Origin of the sequence: Rothia sp. HSID18069, from assembly GCF_003989155.1 — a bacterium.
Taxonomy (GTDB): domain Bacteria; phylum Actinomycetota; class Actinomycetes; order Actinomycetales; family Micrococcaceae; genus Rothia; species Rothia aeria.
Genome location: NZ_RBMG01000002.1, coordinates 373,815 through 392,774 on the forward strand (window position 1 = coordinate 373,815; position 18,960 = coordinate 392,774).

At 56.1% G+C, this 18,960-nt stretch carries 15 protein-coding genes and 3 tRNA genes; 4 read left to right on the forward strand and 14 right to left on the reverse strand.

The window, feature by feature from the left end; genetic code table 11:
* The first annotated feature begins 301 nt into the window (after positions 1 to 301).
* Together D8M41_RS07375 and D8M41_RS07380 are read left to right on the forward strand one after the other, a co-directional pair.
* A complete protein-coding gene (locus D8M41_RS07375) occupies positions 302 to 2,149 on the forward strand; it encodes an alpha,alpha-phosphotrehalase (RefSeq protein ID WP_126926701.1) in 1,848 nt (615 codons plus the stop codon).
* Between the two features lie 128 nt (positions 2,150 to 2,277).
* Positions 2,278 to 2,760 carry a hypothetical protein gene (locus D8M41_RS07380; RefSeq protein ID WP_126926702.1) on the forward strand — a complete coding sequence of 161 codons (483 nt, stop codon included), beginning with the start codon at positions 2,278 to 2,280 and terminating at the stop codon, positions 2,758 to 2,760.
* An 87-nt stretch (positions 2,761 to 2,847) separates the two neighbouring features.
* Here the strand turns inward: D8M41_RS07380 and D8M41_RS07385 are convergent, their stop codons facing one another.
* From D8M41_RS07385 to D8M41_RS07430, 10 genes are all read right to left on the reverse strand, one after another.
* The gene (locus tag D8M41_RS07385; RefSeq protein ID WP_193901407.1) at positions 2,848 to 3,768 is read right to left on the reverse strand and encodes an ABC transporter substrate-binding protein; all 921 of its coding nucleotides are present in this window, start codon (positions 3,766 to 3,768) and stop codon (positions 2,848 to 2,850) included.
* Between the two features lie 83 nt (positions 3,769 to 3,851).
* Positions 3,852 to 4,610 carry an ABC transporter permease gene (locus D8M41_RS07390; RefSeq protein ID WP_126926704.1) on the reverse strand — a complete coding sequence of 253 codons (759 nt, stop codon included), beginning with the start codon at positions 4,608 to 4,610 and terminating at the stop codon, positions 3,852 to 3,854.
* A complete protein-coding gene (locus D8M41_RS07395) occupies positions 4,607 to 5,299 on the reverse strand; it encodes an ABC transporter permease (protein ID WP_094758626.1) in 693 nt (230 codons plus the stop codon). Before D8M41_RS07395 ends, D8M41_RS07390 begins: the two co-directional genes overlap by 4 nt.
* 1 nt (position 5,300) lies before the next feature.
* A complete protein-coding gene (locus D8M41_RS07400) occupies positions 5,301 to 6,206 on the reverse strand; it encodes an ABC transporter ATP-binding protein (protein ID WP_126926705.1) in 906 nt (301 codons plus the stop codon).
* Between the two features lie 338 nt (positions 6,207 to 6,544).
* A tRNA-Phe gene (locus D8M41_RS07405) sits at positions 6,545 to 6,617 on the reverse strand.
* A 66-nt stretch (positions 6,618 to 6,683) separates the two neighbouring features.
* Positions 6,684 to 6,757 (reverse strand) — tRNA-Asp (locus D8M41_RS07410).
* Positions 6,758 to 6,818: 61 nt separating this feature from the next.
* Positions 6,819 to 6,891, reverse strand: a tRNA-Glu gene (locus tag D8M41_RS07415).
* A gap of 1,138 nt (positions 6,892 to 8,029) precedes the next feature.
* Positions 8,030 to 9,433: an FAD-dependent oxidoreductase gene (locus D8M41_RS07420; protein WP_023133615.1), complete on the reverse strand. Its 1,404-nt coding sequence runs from the start codon at positions 9,431 to 9,433 to the stop codon at positions 8,030 to 8,032.
* Between the two features lie 233 nt (positions 9,434 to 9,666).
* On the reverse strand, positions 9,667 to 10,257 hold the full coding sequence (locus D8M41_RS07425; RefSeq protein ID WP_006888385.1) for a YagU family protein: 591 nt from the start codon (positions 10,255 to 10,257) through the stop codon (positions 9,667 to 9,669).
* Between the two features lie 347 nt (positions 10,258 to 10,604).
* Entirely contained in the window at positions 10,605 to 10,940 is a 336-nt protein-coding gene (locus D8M41_RS07430; RefSeq protein ID WP_006888504.1) for a DUF2218 domain-containing protein, read from the reverse strand.
* A gap of 308 nt (positions 10,941 to 11,248) precedes the next feature.
* Between D8M41_RS07430 and D8M41_RS07435 the strand changes: the two genes are divergently transcribed.
* Both D8M41_RS07435 and D8M41_RS07440 read left to right on the forward strand, forming a co-directional pair.
* Positions 11,249 to 12,721, forward strand: coding sequence for an NCS2 family permease (locus D8M41_RS07435; RefSeq protein WP_126926706.1), 1,473 nt, complete (start codon positions 11,249 to 11,251; stop codon positions 12,719 to 12,721).
* Between the two features lie 211 nt (positions 12,722 to 12,932).
* Positions 12,933 to 14,402, forward strand: a complete 1,470-nt coding sequence (locus D8M41_RS07440) for an NCS2 family permease (protein WP_006888601.1) — start codon at positions 12,933 to 12,935, stop codon at positions 14,400 to 14,402.
* 141 nt (positions 14,403 to 14,543) lie between these two features.
* Here D8M41_RS07440 and D8M41_RS07445 read toward each other — a convergent pair whose 3' ends face one another.
* From D8M41_RS07445 to D8M41_RS07460, 4 genes are all read right to left on the reverse strand, one after another.
* The gene (locus D8M41_RS07445; RefSeq protein WP_006888449.1) at positions 14,544 to 15,425 is read right to left on the reverse strand and encodes a CPBP family intramembrane glutamic endopeptidase; all 882 of its coding nucleotides are present in this window, start codon (positions 15,423 to 15,425) and stop codon (positions 14,544 to 14,546) included.
* Positions 15,426 to 15,507: 82 nt separating this feature from the next.
* Positions 15,508 to 15,900: a hypothetical protein gene (locus D8M41_RS07450; RefSeq protein ID WP_037232940.1), complete on the reverse strand. Its 393-nt coding sequence runs from the start codon at positions 15,898 to 15,900 to the stop codon at positions 15,508 to 15,510.
* Positions 15,897 to 16,298, reverse strand: a complete 402-nt coding sequence (locus D8M41_RS07455) for a LytTR family DNA-binding domain-containing protein (RefSeq protein ID WP_198430012.1) — start codon at positions 16,296 to 16,298, stop codon at positions 15,897 to 15,899. Before D8M41_RS07455 ends, D8M41_RS07450 begins: the two co-directional genes overlap by 4 nt.
* A gap of 284 nt (positions 16,299 to 16,582) precedes the next feature.
* Complete coding sequence (locus D8M41_RS07460) at positions 16,583 to 18,958, reverse strand: peptidase domain-containing ABC transporter (RefSeq protein WP_006888614.1); 2,376 nt, start codon at positions 18,956 to 18,958, stop codon at positions 16,583 to 16,585.
* Between the last annotated feature and the right edge of the window lie 2 nt (positions 18,959 to 18,960).

Genomic DNA, 18,960 nt, shown 5'->3' on the forward strand with positions numbered 1-18,960 from the left:
TCTTCAGCGAAGGGTAGCTTTGGTTTGCAGCCAGAGCGGGCGTGGGGCGCATCTGCGCACCGGGCGCGGTAGGTGCCCTGGTGTGCGGGTGAGGCGATGCCGGATCTGCGGCAGATTTCCCCATTTTCGGGTACCACCCCGTATTTCTCAGATGTTTACCTATTATGCCCCCTAAGCTGGTAGGGGAAAATCGTAGGCACCAGAGTTTTCACAGGGTGAACGCGCAGCCCCTTAAATCCGGCGAAATTGGTGCCCAGGTTCGGCACCCCGCCTTCTAATGCAGATAATAACGTGAGGCATCATGTCATTCCGTAACAGCGTGATCTACCAGATCTACCCGAAGTCGTTCTATTCCGCGCACGGGCGGCCAACCGGCGATATTCGCGGCATTATCGAGAAGGTGCCCTATGTGGCATCGCTGGGGGTGGGCATGGTGTGGTTCAACCCGTTCTTCGCCTCACCCCAGCACGATAACGGCTACGACATTTCCGACTACTATGCCATTCACCCCGAGCTGGGCACGATGGAGGAAGTTGAGGAGATGATCGCCGCTTTCGGGGAGCACAGCATCGGAGTCATGTTCGATATGGTGCTCAACCATGTTTCGACTGAACACGAGTGGTTTAGGCGGGCGCAGGCGGGCGAGCGCGAGTACTGGGGTTATTTCTATCTTCGCCCAGGGCGGGTTCAGTCTGACGGCACGGTGGTTCCGCCCACGAACTGGGAGTCAAAATTTGGCGGTTCGGCCTGGGCGCCTTTTACCGATACGGCGGGTAAGGTTTATCGGGACAAATCGGGGGTGCCGCTGTACTATCTGCACCTTTACGACGTCACACAGGCTGATCTGAACTGGTACAACCCCGCCGTGCGTGAGGAACTCTATAAGGTCGTCAATTTCTGGTATGACAAGAGTGTTCGCGGGTTCCGCTTCGACGTCATTAACGTGATCGGCAAATCCGAAGAGCTTGAGGATGCGCCCGCCGGGGTTATCGATAAGACCCTGTATACCGACACGCCCATCGTGCACACGCGTCTGCGGGAGCTGAACCGCGCATCTTTCGGGCGGTATGGGGATACCGTGACCGTGGGTGAAATGTCTTCGACGAGCATCGAGAACTGCGTGGGCTACTCCAACCCTGAGAATCGCGAGCTCGATATGGTGTTTAGTTTTCACCATCTGAAGGTGGATTATGAGGACGGCGAGAAGTGGTCGAAGGTGCCGTTCCGCTTTGCTGAGCTGAAGGGTCTGCTCAACGATTGGGCGCTGGGCATGCAGGCGGGCGGCGGGTGGAATGCGCTGTTTTGGAATAATCATGATCAGCCGCGCGCACTCAACCGTTTTGGTGACGTTCAGCGGTATCGGGCGGAATCTGCGACCATGCTGGCGACCGTGATTCACCTGCTGCGCGGCACTCCCTATATTTATCAGGGCGAAGAGATCGGCATGATTGACCCGGTGTATTCTTCGATTGACGACTACGTGGATGTTGAGGCTCATAACGCTTTTAAGACCCTGCGTGCGCGGGGACTCTCGGAGGGCGAGGCGCTTGAGGTTGTGCGTGCCAAGGCGCGGGATAATTCGCGTGTTCCCATGCAGTGGGAGTCTGGTGCCGGTGGGGAACACGGCGCGGTTGGTTTTGGTACAGCCGCCCCCTGGCTGACGCCCGCCCCCAGTGTGGATGCGGCAACCGGCGCGGGTATTTCGGTGGCGGATGAGGAACGTGACGGCGTGATTTTGCCGTACTATCGCGAGCTGATTCGCCTGCGCGGGCAGTACCCCGTGATTTCTGAGGGCAGTTATGCGCCCTATACGCTCGACCATGAGCGGGTCTTCGGGTACCTGCGTGAACATATCGCTAAAGGCACGCGCACGCGGCTGTTGGTGCTCAATAATTTCTTTGGGGACGAGACAACGGTGGGTGTTCCTGCCGAGTTCATGCCGGGCGAGGTTTTGGATGCGCTCACTGACGGTGAAAGCTCGCAAGCTCCAGCGGACGCACGGTCTGCACGGGTGCTTTTGTGTAATTACAAGAATCCGCTCGGTCGTGTTAGTGGTGTTTCCGGCTCCGGTCCCCACGAGGTTGAGGTTACGCTGCGTCCCTACGAATCGTTGGCTTTGATCGTGGAAGAGCCCATCGTTTCTTCTTAGATCGCCAGATTAATTGCTCGGTTACATGGGCATTTACAGGTATGGTTACATGCGCGAGCAGGTGTGTTTTTCCACCTGTTCGGCAAAAACGACCTGCTCGCGGTTTAAAACGCAGTTAAAGTGGGAGCATGAGTTTTGATTACATGCCCTCCGAAACCTTCCAACGTGCCGACCTTGACTTGCTTCTGAGCGTGCGGGTTGACGTGGCGCGGGTGCCGGGCGGCGCATCCCAACGGCAGATTTTGGATGCAGTACGCTCCTTCTTGTGCTCCCTCACTCGTGACGATTCCGCCGATGGGCACGCGCTTGACCCAGATTTGGGGTTTGCGCGCCCCTACTATGCGGGCGGGTTTACGGTGGGCGTGGTGCCCGCATCCGGGCGGGGCAAGGTGGCGCTCGCCGGGATCCATGAGGGAGCACAGACTGTTGGTTCAGGCAGGTTCAGCGTGCCATCGAAGGGTAAGGCTGGCTGGCGTATTGTGACGTCGGTGGTAGTCTCTAGCGCGGGCGAGGATGTGCTGGATTCCTTAGAGGCTGGCATCGAATACCTGACGGATGCGCTCGGTGACCTGCGGGTGGGCCTTTCCCTCACGGAACTCCCGGTCGCTTAGACTCCTCTCCGTTCATCTCCACAACCGCATATGCTGAGCACCAGAATCAAGCGGCAATCAGAGTCCAGCGCAGAAAAGGAAGAAAGGCTACAACAGCCCCTTATCCTTGAGCCAGTTTGCCGCTGCCGTGGATGGGTCCAGTTTCTTATCGCCGGATACCTCGTCATTGAGCGAGCGTAAATCGTCGGTCGTCAGCACCGCGCTGATGCGGTTCAGCACCGCCTGCGCATCCTCGGGTACCCGTTTGGTGTTGATAATGGGGAGTACCTGCTGCGCCGGGATCATGTTTTTTGGGTCTTCGAGCATCACAAAATTGTTCTGTGTAATTGCCGGGGTGGTCGAGTACAAATCTACAACCTGCACGGTGTTATCCTGCAGGGCTTTGACGGTGAGTGCCCCTCCCCCGTCTGCAAGCGAGACGAATTCCGCCGGCACGCACCCGTACTTATCTTTGAGCCCCGGAATTCCGTAGGCGCGTTCGGCAAATTCGGGAGCGGCACCAATCTTCAGTTCGGTACAGACCTTCGCCATATCATCCAGGGTGTGCAGATTGTATTTTTGGGCGGTCTGCTGAGTGACGACTAGGGTATCTTTATTTTCCGCCTGCGAGGCATCCAGCGCTTTGAGGTTGTCCTGAAGTACCCCACCGAGCGCCTGCAGAATCTCTTGTTTAGTCTGCGCTGTGGAATTCTCGTCAAGATACAGCAGTAGGTTGCCCGAGTATTCGGGAACCACGTCGATAGCCCCGGAGGTGAGCGCCCCCAGGTAGGCTTCACGCGCGCCAATCCCCAGCTGGGTGCTCGATTTAAACCCGTTTTTATTTAGCGCTTGGGAGTATATTTCGGCGAGAATCTGCGACTCTGCGAACGCTGCTGACCCAACGATAATACCGTCGTGTTCACCGCCGAAAACGTTTTCGCCACTCAGCCCGCAGGCACTCAGCGCTCCTAACGTCCCGAAGGCACCGAGGACACCCAATGCCCGCCGCCTGGTAACGCCGCGTGCCATTCCGGTCTCCGCCGTTCCGCGGCTTTTCGAGCTCTTTCCGGATAGAAAAGAACGATCATTTGTGTTTCGGCGATGCACCAGGTTCATGCGTGCGCCCCTTCCGTGTGCGAGTTTGCTGCATCCAGTGCGCTCTCGTGTTTCGGTTGCCCATGATGTTTGGATGCGCCGCCGCGCCCGCCTCCACCCCGCAAGGGCACGGGGGTCACGGCCCGCTGTGCTAGGGCCATGAGCGCATCCACCACGAAGGCGAGTACCGCTACCAGCAGGGTTGCCACGAGCATGCGCGGATAGTCCCGCACCGCGAGCCCATCAAAAAGGTACCGGCCCAGGTTATTCCCATTAATGTAGGCGGCAATAGTCGCGGTCGCGATCACCTGCAGCACCGCGCTGCGCAGACCGCCCATAAACACCGGAAGACCCAGAGGAATCTCAACCCGGCGAAGAATCTGCCCTTCGGTCATGCCTTGGGCGCGTGCCGCATCCACCACATCCGGGTCAATCCCGGTCACGGCTTCGAGGGTATGCGCCAGCAGGGGTGCCACCGCGATAATCACGAGCACAACGAGCGGCGGAATCGCGTTAACCCCAAACCAGAGAGCCAGCAGGGTCAGCAGACCCAGAGCAGGCAGGGCGCGCAAAGCGGCGGTAAATCCCAGCAGAGCGTGCCCGCCGCGGCGTGTATGCCCAGCCCACAGCCCCAAAGGCACAGCGATCACTAGGGCAATCGCAACCGCAAACACGGTGATGCCCAGATGCTCAATGGTGCGCGCAAGAATGCCCTGAGGCCCTTGCCAGTTGGCACCATCACCCAGAAAAGCGAAGGTGCGTTCTATAACATTCATGCGGTCCTCCAGGCGGTCAGGCGCCGTGCAGTGAGGGCAAGAAGCGCATCAGCGAGGTAGGCGAGGACGGCGCTGAGCACCACGCCCGTGATAAGTTCGGCAGGGATACTACGCGCCAGTCCGTCGGTAAAAAGCGTGCCGAGCGAAGAAACACCAATAACCGCGCCCACGGAAACCATCGCAATATTCGCCACCGTCGCTACACGGATACCGGCAAAAAGCACGGGCAAAGCGAGCGGTAATTCCACCGTGAAAAACGCACGAGCCGGGGTGTATCCCAGGGCGCGCGATGACTCCACTACGTGCTCGGGAACCGCGTTAAAAGCGTCTACCCCGGAACGCACCATCAGCGCCATCGTGTAGATCGTGAGCGCCACGAGCACGTTCACCGGCGAAATAATGCTGGTTCCTAGAATCAGCGGCATGAGCACGAAGAGTGCGATCGACGGGATTGTGTAGAGCAGCCCGAAGCCGTGCACCAGGGCGTGCGCACCACTCCGGTAGGTTTTTGCGCCGTCTTCCCGTGCGCGGCGGCGGCTCGCATACCGCGCCACCGGAATCGACAGGGCGGTTCCCACAAGTACCGGAATAATGCCCTGGTACAGGTGATTGAGAGTCAAATCAAGGACGCGCTGGATGTTATTTCCCAACCAGTCCCAGTGCATCGAATCTGCCAGCAACAGGTTCATACTATCCCCGCCCAGAGGTTGATGCGGCGCCCTCGCCCGATACTGCGGATTCGCGTGTGCGGCGGTAGCGTTCGCGGCGAATATACCGCACCTGGCGCATCACATCGGCAGGCAGCAGGGCACCCACAGACTGGCTAACGAAAGATTCCACAAAATCATTGGCGGGATTCGTCAGGATCTCTTCGGGAGCGCCATATTGGGCGAGCTTGCCGCCGGGGGCGAAGACCGCAATATTATCGCCGAGGAATAGGGCCTCATCAATGTCGTGGGTTACGAAAACAATGGTCTTATGCAGCTCGCCCTGCAGGCGCAAAAGTTCTTCCTGCAGTTCGGTGCGCACGATCGGATCGACCGCAGAAAATGGCTCGTCCATGAGCAAAATGGAGGCATCCGCTGCGAGAGCCCGCGCGACTCCCACACGTTGGGCCTGCCCGCCGGAAAGCTGGGCCGGGTAGCGCTGCGCTAAGGACGCGTCCAAACCCACGGTACCCAAAAGGTCAAGAGCACGTTCTTTCGCTTGCGGTTTGGAGGTGCCGTTCAACAGGGGCACGGTCATAACGTTCTCAAGCACGGTACGATGCGGCAGCAGCCCGCCGCTTTGCATGACGTACCCGATGGATCGGCGCAGCTTGTAGGGGTCTTGGTCTGCAATATTTTGCCCGCCGATAGTGACTGCGCCTTCCTGCGGCTCGACCATGCGGTTGATCATGCGCAGGGTGGTGGTTTTACCGCATCCTGAGGAACCGACGAAAACGGTGGTTTCACCGGCGGGGATGCTCAGAGTCAGGTTATCGACCACGGTGTTAGCGCCGTAGCGTTTGGTGACCTGGGAGAATTCGATTCCCGCAGTGCGTGTTGCCTGCGCGGAGTTCGACGGTATGGTGTCTTGGGGAGTGGATGCTGGCATTCGATCTCTTCCGTATGCGCCGGTTTTGCCGCCGTGTGTACAGGTGTTGTTCAAATAACACAACGCCTCTACCCTAACGAAAATTCCGGGAAATTGAAACGAACCGGCGTGTTTACCCGTCTGCCTGGCGCAGTTCTCCCCTCTTTCGGGGCAAAAGAGCCTTAGGATGAAGCGTACTTTTCGCCGTGTCATTCAGATAAAGAACCTTGTGAGCAGAGGGTGAAGGGCACGGGCCCATGTACGAGGGCGGGCATCAGACTATAGGGTGCACGGGTTGGGAGCAGCCCGTGGTTAAAGAAAAAATCCGCCCCCACTGTAGAAGCCTGGAGGGCGGATTGTGGCTCCGACCGGCGTCGATCCGGTGACCTTACGATTTTCAGTCGCACGCTCTACCAACTGAGCTACAGAGCCTTGCGTATTAGATACGCAACGACCGCGTGCTTCGTGATGATAAATCATCTGAATACGCGGCCTGTGCGACCCCGACGGGACTTGAACCCGCGACCTCCGCCGTGACAGGGCGGCGCGCTAACCAACTGCGCTACGGGGCCTTGTTGGATTCGGCAGGTATCTGCTTCTTCAACTTGGCTTTGCAAACATGAGGTTTGCAAGTACCCCCAACGGGATTTGAACCCGTGCTACCGCCGTGAAAGGGCGGCGTCCTAGGCCGCTAGACGATGGGGGCCTAGTCGATGCGAACGGGTTCATTTCTCATCCCGTTGTTCGAACCTCAATTAGTCTATGACAGATTTGAGGGGTGCGCAAACCGGTTTTGAGGTTCCCGCGTGCCCGGGGTCTCACAAACCCCCTTAATGGGTTGTACATCACTAGTGTTTTTCCTTGTCAGAGCATTATACAAGGGGTTTCCATGCGGTAGAAAAATTTTAATATTTTTATGAACGTATACCCAGCTAGGCCTTTTCTTCGCTGACGATACCCCCAGTCCCATCTCAACAAGGCCCCTCCAACAACCCATGTGGGTTTATTATTCACTGCAGCGGCTTTTTACACACGCCCAGGCACCTTCAAGAGCAGGAGGACCGCCAGCGACGCCCTGCGACGTACAGATATAAACACGGGGCCAGCAGGCACTGAGGTGTGAGTGTCGAAATAATTATGCATCTTATGTTTATGCTTTTTATCTTCTATATATTGAGTGCATATGGGTATTTTTGTGGGTTTATTGGGATTCTCTTCGAAGGTGCAAGAGTAGCTTTATAGCCTTCGGAAAAAGTTTTATAAAGATTTCATATACCTCATCCGATTGACTAGGGATTATATGAAAGCCCTTCAAAACCCCCTTAAATTCGCTTGAAATCAGCCTAAAAAAGCGCCTAAGATATGGGATGTGAGGTTCTCCAGGGAACCAAAAAGAGGGGATCTTCCGCCCCTTGAGGTAATGTCACCGCACATATATATCACCGATAAGTGAACACACCGATTCTATTGAAGAATCCCCCTGTTTGCGTCCTCAAAAGGCGCGCCAAGGGCCGCGCGTCTCCCAGCCGGGACGCTACCGATGAGGCTACCGAAGTAACTAAAAACTTCAGGAGTATATCGGGACTTTTAGGAATGGTAAGTTCACCATAAAACCTAGGCGTAGTTGCCAGGTGCACGCTTAGAATGCTGCTCTCCTTGCGAGCATCATTTCCCAGTGGGCAATATAAAACCAACTGCAACGGAACCCCGCATTTTATGATAAATGCGGGGTTTTTTGTATCCATAAGTCGATATTTTATGCATGTGCAGCGTATATTTAACATAAAATTCCCCCGCATCCTCAGCATTTGAGGGGCGGGGGAATTGTTATGGTTTACCGTTAACTATTCACCACGTGAAATGCGAATCATTTCATCACGGTCAACGACTTTCACACGCTCACGCGGTTCACCCTTTGCATCCTGTGATGCCGCACCGAGCGCCTTTTCGTGGTCGTCCAGACGGTGCCAGCCTTCCCAGGTGGTGTAGCGAATACCCTTAGAATCCAGGTAATCGCTGAAGGTCTCCGCATCCGGTTCGGCAGCGGTGTACAGGTTCTCGCGGTCCTCCAACAGGTGCGTGATGGTTTCAAGCGCATCGCCCTTGGTGGAGCCGATCAGACCCACCGGTCCGCGCTTAATCCACCCGGTAGCGTACAGGCCGGGCACGTGCTCGCCGTTTTCATCGACCACACGGCCCTCAACGTTAGTAATCACGCCCTTATCAGCGTCATAGCCGACCTCGGGCAGCTCAGAACCGAAATAACCGATCGCCCGGTACACAGCCTGCACGGGGTAGTCCACGAACTCGCCGGTGCCCTCGATACCGCCCTGACCGTCAAGCTTATTGCGTTCCATGCGGATGCCCACGACCTTGCCGTCCTCACCCAGAATCTCGTGCGGGGACTGCAGGAAGTGCAGGTGCAGGCGGCGCGATGCTGTCTGCTCGCCCTCCTCCTGGTCGGTAAGCCAGGTGGTGAGGGTCTTCATCATGGTCTTCACCTGGTTATTCGTCTGAATAGCCTCATCCGAAGCCTCGTCGAACTCGAAGTCCTCTTCGTAGAGCACAATATCGACATCGCGGGAGTGTGAAAGCTCGCGCAGCTCCAAGGGGGTGAACTTGATCTGCGCGGGGCCGCGGCGGCCAAAGACGTGCACATCGGTCACGGGCGAAGATTTCAGCCCTTCGTACACATTCTCGGGAATTTCGGTGACGAGCAGATCATCGGCGTGCTTAGAGAGCACACGCGCAATATCCAGCGCCACGTTGCCGTTACCAAGCACCGCGATTTCCTTCGCGTTCAGCGGCCAGGTGCGCGGGTAATCGGGGTGACCGTCATACCACGAGACGAAGTCGGCGGCACCATAGGAACCGTCCAGGTCGATGCCCTTAATGGGTAGAGGTGCATCGTGAATAGCGCCGGTCGCGAAGATAATGGCGTCGTAGTGCTCGCGCAGGTCGGCAAGGTTCAAATCCTTACCGTATTCGACATTGCCGAAGAATCGAATATCACCGCGGTCAAGTACCTTGTGCAGGGCGGTAATAATGCCCTTAATACGCGGGTGATCGGGCGCCACACCGTAACGAATCAGCCCGAAGGGCGCGGGGTAACGATCAAAAATGTCGATAGAAACCTCAACGGCTCCAGAGCGTACTTCCTCAGATTTGGTGATGAGGTCAGCGGCGTAAATGCCAGCGGGGCCTGCGCCAATAACAGCGACGCGCAGGGGGCGGGTAGCTTCAGACACGTATTTTTCCTTTCAAAGTTCGCCCCGGTACACGGTTCAGGCTGGTGCGGCGGCGAGCTCTCTTTTTAGTCCTCGTTCATTCTACCGGGCACAGCGGTTAGGATGGGCTAAAAAAGGGAAAGCGAGCAATAGCTCATATATTTTTATTCCTTATATATGCCAATACGGCTGTGCCCCGCATGAGACGCTCATGCGGGGCACAGCCGTATACCGGTTACGATACACTCAGTGATTTAGCGGGCAGTCACCGGGTACTCTGCATCGGGTTCACCGGTAATGCGGTTACGCAGGTCGCGGCGGACCAGCTCAATCGACCACAACCAGAGGATGTGCCCAAAGAACTCAGAGAAGTGCTCCCCAAAAGGCTGGTTCCACGGGGCGGGCACAACTCCCATTGCGGGCATAATGATGACGTGGAAGAGAATATCAAGCACAATGCCGAAAGCCACACCCTGCCAGAGCTTAATCTTGGGCCAATATTCAGCCACCACACAGTAGAGCACCGCAAAGAAAATAGCGAATGCGAAGTGCACAATGAAGCTCATATACGGCAGGTCATTACCCAGGTATGAGTAAGTCTGGTGTGTGGTTTCAGGTGAGAAACCGAACATTTCCAGAAGGGCCTGCGGCGGATTTGTCGCGTTGCGTTCGGGGGTGCGGGGCGGGAACGGTACCTCCCAGCCAAATTTAATAATGCCGGAAAAGAACCCGGCAATGATACCAACAAGTACCGCAATTTTAAGGCGACGACGTGAAGGGTCGGTGATGGTCGTAAAAGTGACTTTAACCTTCTCGGCGGCCTTGGTGGTTATGGGGGCGTTCATTGTATGTCTCCTGGGTTTTGTGCCGAGATTCGGTGGTGTGGGTTATAACCCAGTGTAGTGAAAACACACCGTAAAATCCACATAAAACCACTTAAAGCAACATTAACACTAATTTTAATAATGCTCTGACTAGTGAGTTTGTAGCGTAAAATTTTTTAAAATACTTTCAGATTCCCATATCACAATAAAACCCAATGACGCTGTGTCAGTATCCTTGCTTGCCGTCCCCGCAGACAAACACCCCCGGTACACAGTTAAACAGCATGCGGCACCCCCCTTACAGAAAATATCTGGGGTATCCGCCCTCATTTTTCCCACGGAGGTGCCGCAGTATATAGAACGCCTGCCTACACCCTTCGGAACTCAACCACCAGCTCGTCACGTTCGCCAAAGCGCACCAGGTGGCGATCCAGCACACCCGCAATATTAGTGGCTTTCTCCTCATCCTCAGCACGCACCTCCATAATGAGGGCGTTATTAGCTTCATCAATCAGCAGATCGCCATAGCCACGAAAAATACCATCACGGTTAAACGTCAGCCGCAGACCGCCCGGCAGCTCGGCGGTATCAATCTTACGGCCCATATGCGAACCTAGCTGTTTCACATAACGGGCTGGGCGTTCAGTAGCAACCACGGCACGCTGGCGCACAGGCAAAGACTCAGCGGGGGGATACTCGCTCACAATTCACCTCTCAAATTCTCGGTAGTAGCCCTACCAACATGGAAGTTAAGGTATTCCTCATCTTACCAGTCAGCCCGGGCCCCGCCTCACCCTCATTCCCCCACTGCGGTAAAGCCCAAAACCTCCACCGCGCGCCCACTCACAGGCTGTACTACCGCCCCTCATCAAGCAACTAGCGCACACGCGCTGCTACCCCCTAGAATAATGAGGTAACAAGAGCGTCACGCCCCGCACGGCTGACGCTTTTCTTATGCGCGCCCCCGACCGGTGGGCACGCACCCTACGAGAGTATCTACGGATTCAACGAAATGTCTTCTGAGAACACCGCGGCTCCCCAGGCACCCCAAACCCGCACAACGCAGGGCGCCCTGGACCGTTACTTCAAAATTACAGAACGAGGCTCAACTATCTCCGCCGAGATTCGCGGCGGTTTAGCGACCTTCTTCGCCATGAGCTATATCGTGGTGCTAAACCCACTCATTATCGGCCTCGTGAAAGACGCCAACGGCCACGCGCTCGGCGTGCCGCAGGTGGCCGCAGTCACCGCGCTCATCGCCGGAATTATGACGATCGCCATGGGCATCTATGCGAAACAGCCTTTTGCGATGGCGGCAGGGCTGGGCGTGAACGCACTGCTGGCAACCACTATCCTCAGCACCCCCAATCTCACCTGGCCGCAAATTATGGGGCTGGTCGTGTGGGCGGGTGTGCTCATGACTGGCCTCGTGCTGACCGGCTTCCGCACCGCCGTCTTTGAGGCGGTCCCCGAGAGCCTCAAAACCGCAATTGTGGTGGGTATCGGCTTCTTCATTGCCTTTATCGGGCTGGTCAACGCAGGTATTATCCGCCGCACCGTAGACGCCGCGCACACCACCGTCCCCGTCACCTTCGGCGTGGGCGGGCACCTGCTTGGCTGGCCCACCGTGGTGTTCCTTGTCGGGCTGTTCCTCACCATTGCCCTATTTATTCGGAAAGTACGCGGGGCCATCCTATACGGTGTGCTTGCCTCCACCGTGCTGTCAATAATCCTAGAAGCCGTTTTCCACATTGGCAGCAGCAAAGACAACCCGACCGGCTGGTCACTGAACGTACCCGCATGGGGCGGCGGCAGCGCCCTACCCGATGTTTCGCTGCTGTTCTCAGCAGATATATTTGGGGCGTTCGGCACCATCGGCGGTATGGCCGCCACGATGCTGATCTTCACCATCCTCATCTCGGCGTTCTTCGACGCAATGGGCACTACCGTGGGCCTAGCCACCGAAGCTGGCACCATTGATAAAGACGGCAAAATTGAGAACATCGACCGTGTGCTGCTGGTGGATGCGCTCGGCTCAGTTGCGGGCGGTGGCACCTCCAGCTCGGCCAACCAGATTTTTGTGGAATCGGCAACCGGTATTGGTGCTGGCGCCCGCACAGGCCTGGCGAACGTGGTCACCGGCGCGCTCTTTGTGGGCGCGGTCTTCCTCTCTCCCTTGGTGACCATCGTCCCCTTCGAGGCGGTCGCCCCCGCCATGGTTTTCGTGGGGTTCCTCATGATCCGCCAGGCCGTGCATATCGACTGGCAGGATTGGGGCCTGGGTATCCCGGCGTTTATGACCATTATTTTCATGCCGTTCGCCTACTCCATTGCCGACGGTATTGGTGCAGGGTTCATCTCCTACGTCTTCATCCGCCTGGTGCAGGGCCGCGGGCGCGAGGTGCACTGGCTCATGTACGTGGTATCGGCTGTTTTCCTGGTGTTCTTCAGCACCGGACTCATTAACGGTTTCACCCACGGGTAAAGGCAGCTTCCCAGCATTCCATCTGCCGGAAAGTCCGTTACGGGGGCTTAGGCACCCCGGCGGCTTTTCGGCAGGTGGATGCGGGAGAAAAACAAAACACCTAGAATAGGGTGGTAACACCAGCGCTGAATCCCGCCGGGGTTCGGCGCTTTTCTTATTGCGGCGCAAACCCGCGCCCACGTCCCACGAGAGTATCTACAGATTCAACGAAATGTCTTCTGAGAACACCGCGGCTCCCCAGGCACACAAGCCCAACGCATCGGGCGGCGCACTGGACCGTTACTTCAAAATCACTGAACGAGGCTCATCTATTTCCGCCGAGATTCGTGGCGGTCTCGCCGCGTTCTTCGCTATGAGTTATATCGTCGTCCTCAACCCCCTGGTGATCGGCACCGGCGCAGACTCGGCGGGAAATACCCTTGGCGTGCCGCAGGTCGCCGCGGTCACCGCGCTCGTCGCCGGCGTAATGACCATCCTCATGGGTGTTATAGCCAGGCAGCCTTTCGCGATGGCGGCGGGGCTGGGTGTGAATGCACTGCTGGCCTCCACGATCGCAACCACTCCCGGACTGACATGGGCAGATATTATGGGCCTGGTGATTATCGCAGGTCTTATTATGACCGTGCTGGTGCTCACCGGCTTCCGCACCGCCGTATTCGAAGCGGTCCCCGAGAGCCTCAAAACCGCGATCGTGGCGGGAATCGGCTTCTTTATCGCCTTTATCGGGCTGGTTGATTCCGGGATTATCCGCCGCATGCCGGATGCCGCAGGAACCACCGTTCCCGTCTCGCTTGGGGTGGGCGGTCACCTGCTTGGCTGGCCTACTCTCGTGTTTATTTTCGGCCTTTTCCTCACCATCGCCCTGTTTATTCGCAATGTGCGCGGCGCTATCCTCATTGGCGTGGTGGCATCTACCGTACTGGCGATCATCCTAGAGGCTGTTTTCCATATTGGCAGCAGCAAAGGGAACCCGACCGGCTGGTCGCTCAACGTTCCCGCGCTCAATAATTTTTCCTTCTCAGCCCCCGATTTCTCGCTTATTGGGTCTGCACGATTCGGCGCGTTCGGCGCTATCGGCGTGCTGGGTGCATCCTTGCTGGTGTTCGCTATTCTGCTCTCGGTCTTCTTTGACGCCATGGGTGTTTCGGTGGGCTTAGCAACCGAAGCGGGCACCATTGATAAGGACGGCAAGGTCGAGAACATTAACGAGGTTCTGCTCGTGGATGCGGTCGGTTCCGTGGTCGGTGGCGGCGCATCCGGCTCTGCGAACCAGATTTTTGTGGAGTCGGCAACCGGTATTGGTGAGGGTGCCCGCACGGGTCTGGCGAATATCGTCACCGGTGTGCTGTTCCTGGTGGCGATTATCGCCTCGCCGCTGGTGACGATTGTTCCCTTTGAGGCGGTCGCCCCCGCCCTGGTGGTTGTTGGGTTCCTGATGGTGCGCCAGGCCGTGCATATCGACTGGCAGGATTGGGGCCTGGGTATCCCGGCGTTTATGACCATTATTTTCATGCCGCTGTCGTACTCGATCGCTAACGGTATTGGTGCAGGGTTCGTCTCCTACGCCTTTATCCGCCTGGTGCAGGGTCGCGGGCGCGAGGTGCACTGGCTCATGTACGTGGTGTCCGCAGTGTTCGTCATCTACTTCGGCATGGGTATTATTAACGGTTTCACGCACTAGCGTTGGCTGAAATCCCGGGTATATATCGGGTGTAAAAAGGCTCTTTTTGAAGAGAAGCGGCGGAAAACTACGGCTTTATTCAGAAAGAGCCTTTTATACGCCTATGGGGGTGTAGATACGCGCTTGAAAACGTCAGAAATTTCACGGCTGCGGATGTGACGCAGGCGCCCCCTCAATCCCTGCCGCAGGAAGACTCCCGCGGCGTGAGGCCACCAGGTACCATACTGCCACCACAAGAAATGATAGCCCTTGCGCTATGGAGATCCGCACGAACATCAGCGTATCCTCCCCGGAAACCGACGTTACATGCACAAGATTCACGATCACATTATTTGCACAGTGGTTTGCCATCGCCATATAGAGGCTGCCTGTTAGGCGCGTCATCAGCGCAAATTTAAATCCGACCACGGCTGATGTCAGTATCAAAATCAGAGCATTCATGACCGCTCCGCCCAAGTTTGAGGTTCCGTCCGTATAGTTCCGTACAGGAGCGATCACATGCCACAGGCCAAAGAGCACCGAAGAAATGGCTGCAGCACCCATAAACGAGTAACGGAATCCCAGAAGTTTCTGAAAAAGCCCGCGAAAAACTCCTTCTTCCATGACCACGTTGATCACGTTCCCCGCCAGACAGATCACAAAGAATATGAGCGCTGTCTGATGCCCCGTATTGCTGCTGACCGCGTAAGTGCTCACATAAACGTCGAGGGAGCGAAATTCGGTGGGCGGTAAAAGCGCTATCTCAGCGACATAGGCAATCGCGAAAACTACTGCGCCGAAACCCAGCCCGGCAAGGATAGGGCGCATTATGTGCTCACGGGTAAATCCAATGCTGCGGGCTCCAAGAGAGCAGGACTGCATCACCAACCCTAAAATTCCTATACCGATCAGCTTATGAACGAAGGCTTCACCCCAAAAGCTCTGGTCGGTACGAAGCACAAAATACTCATATATGCGAAAAATAAAGCATACACAATACACGGCCAGCACGCAGTATAAAACATTAATTTTTTCAAGACGCATACGAAATACTCCACAAAATATAGTGGTTTTAGGGCGCAAAAATTACCGCAAAAATAATATTTTGCTTTCAGGGATAGTGGTTTTAAGTAAATTTTCGTCGAACAATGAGCATATTTATTTCCTGAACCTCCCGGCGCATATGCAAAATATTCAGGGCGGTTGAGGCGCCATACATCACGATTCCCAGAATGCACAGGATCCAGAGCGGTGTGCTGGAGAACCAGCCGAATACCAGCCCGCTGCCGCAGATCATGACAAGGATAAGGGCTATATCGACAAGCGCCTCCAGTAAGGGATATTTCAGTGCCATGCGCGAAACCAGCAGCATACCCACATGAATCATCATATTGGTCGTAAGGACTTGGAAAACTCCCACAAGGTAAAGATACGTTCCACCTGATAACAGACCGATGACGGCCAATAAAATGAGGGAGATACCCGTGGTCGCACAAATATTAACAGCAAGTTTTCTCATGCACCGTATCCTTTCAACGCTTGTTTGACGTTTTTGAGGTATGTGCGATTTATATAGACTCTATCGCCGGTTGTTAATATGGCTTCCATGCGGCTATTAAAAAGCGGTTTAACACTCTCAAGAACGTTAATGTTGAGAATGCATGACTTACTCACCCGCACAAATCCACAATCTTGAAGTTTCTCCGCAAGGTCGTAGAGCCTATGGTCGGTCCTATACGTATTTCCTGCTACGTGCACAAACGTTGTTTTCTTAACGCTTTCACAATAGAAAATATCTGAAGCGTTCACCATGATGTCGGTGCTTCCGTTTTCGCATTTAATCCGCTGCTCCACCGATTCCACAAAATCGACGATGCGGCTGACCCGCACATCCTTCTGGGCATAAACGATACTCACCTCAGGTTCCTGATAGGCAGGATCCTCGCATAATCTCAGCTTCACCACATCACCTCATGCACAGCCTAACATGCGGCGAACCTATGCAGGATGGGTATCGACTAAGCTGCATGAAGACACGACCAAGCTACAGAAATACCCCCCCCCATAGAGGTTGTTCACCACAGTTTAGAGAGCGTGTGCCGTCATGTTTTACCCGTCATGCCATGGCAGCTGTATCGTTAGTTTCACTGACATGCCCCGCAGATTCCTGCACATACCGATTTCTTCGCCGGAAGGCAGGCTTACCCCAGCCACCGGGAGTTATCGGCGGCCTTATGCATCCTGGCCGCAGTAGCTTCCCGGTACCTGGAGCCGCTGCTCCAGAATGAGGTCCTGCACCTAAACCGCGGGGCAGATTCAACCCCCACCCACGCCATATGGTCATACAGGCTTTCTTCGTATTCCCGCTGCTCGTCCTGGGGTTCCTGGACCTGCGGCTTCCCTTGAGTCTGCGGTGCCTCATGGGCGCGGATCTCTTGTGCGATGCTTTCAGGGTCCTCCAGGTAGTACAGATCCCGGTAGCGGCCAGGGACCCGGATCAGCTCATCATGACTTCCGCTCTGGATAATGCGCCCGCCCTCCAAAACAATAATCCGCTGTGCGTTGCGAATAGTGGAGAGACGGTGCGCCACCACAACCTTCGTGCACTTATACCGTGCAATCAGCTCCGTCACCTGACGCTCAGTGGTGGTATCTAACGCGCTCGTTGCCTCATCCAGCACCAGGATGCGCGGGCGCCGCAGCAGCGCCGTCACAATGGCGATGCGCTGACGCTGCCCGCCTGAGAAGTTCTCACCATCACTGGACATGATCGTGTCAAACCCCATGGGCAGACCCTTCACAAAATCCAGAATACCCATGCTCAGCACATCCGCTTCGATCTCCTCGCGGGTTCGGCCATCATCAAGCCCCGCCGTGAGGTTCTCGTACAGGGTGCCGCCCCTTGTCTGCAACTGCTGCGGAACATACCCAATGTGGGAGCGAAGCGCATCCAAGGAATAATCCTGCACATTGATCCCGCCCATCCGAATAGTGCCGGACACTGGGCTATACAGCGAACATAGCAGCATAGCCAGCGTGCTCTTGCCCGACCCGGATGAGCCCACAAGGGCTATGTCATGCCCCTCTGGCACCGTAATAGACACCTCAGAAAGCACGGGCTGCGTTCCGCCGGGGTAAGTAAAGTTCACGTTCTCAAGCTCAATATCACTGCTGGCAAGCTTAGTGATGGTGCCGCCATCCTGCTCAGGGTCGTAACGCTGAATATCAACGATACGCGCCACCGCCCGGTCCACGGCAATAATGTTCATAATGCCGAACATCGTTGACGAAATAGAGGAGAACAGCATGGCAGAAATACCCTCGGTGGCAATAGCCTGCCCGAGCGTGAGCACACCCTGATTCACCAGAGGAAGCGAAGCCAGCAGCAGAATCAGCGGCCCGCCCAGCTGCACCACGGAAGCTGCGGAACCAAGCACACCCTGCTGCAGCACCATGCGGCGGCGCATTGAGGCAAGCGACTGTTTGTACGCCTCACGCCACGTCTCATATGTGGAGCTTGCCGAACCAGTCATTTTCATGGATGCCACAGTGTTAATAGCATCAAGTTCGACCACCTGAGCCTCTGAGGCGTGCGCATATTCGGCGTCGAGCGCCTGGGAGGTGGGGCGTGCCGTCACGAACCAGATCAGCATCAGCACGGCGAGTACCACGAAGGTGATAATGAGGATTTCGCGTGACTGCTGGGCGATGAAGACGAGAATCACGATCATCGTACCGATATTAATCACGAGCTCAGTCAGGTTCGTGGACAGAAAGTTCCGCAGCGTATTGACGCTGGAAAGACGGTACAGAATATCGCCTGGGGAGCGGAGCGCAAAGTAGGTCAGCGGCAGCTTCAGCAGCCTTTTGAACATCCCGCCCAGCAGCTGGTACCCGATGGACGAGACGATACTAGCCAAAGCCGCGGCACGGGCGATGGACACCAGGTAGTAGCCCGCCACGCCAACAACCACGCCGATAGTTGCGACGAGAATGGCGTCCTCATGGCCTCTGAGTTGGGCATCCACCACGCTTTGGATCACCACCGGCACGGCGAACGTGACACTGTAGGTAATCACCAGCAGCACCACGAAAACCGCGTACTGGGCGAACATCTTTTTCGTGAAGAACGTGTTCAGCTGCCAGTCTTGGAAGACTTTTCGGGATTTCTTTTTAAAGTCTTTCCGGGGGGTGGGAACCAGCACGCTACCGGAGAAAGAGCCTTCAGCTTCCTGAAGGGGGATAACTTTCATCCCCGTTGCGGGGTCCATAATATGTACGCGGTCTTTACGGATGCGTACCAGCACCACATAGTGGGAGTTATTCCAGTGCAGAATAGCCGGCTTGCCGATATCGCGCAGCTGTTCCAGCGAGTTAGCTTTATACGCCCCGACATCCATGCCTTCTGCCATGAGAAGGTTGCGCACTTGGAGCATACTCAGGCCTTCACGCCCGGGTTCGGCAATGAGGCGCAGATCAGATATCGTCTGATACCGCCCGTAATGCTGCAATACGGACGCGCCGACACCTAGCCCGCACTCAGTAGCAGCCGCTTGGAGAACCGCTGGAAACCCCATAT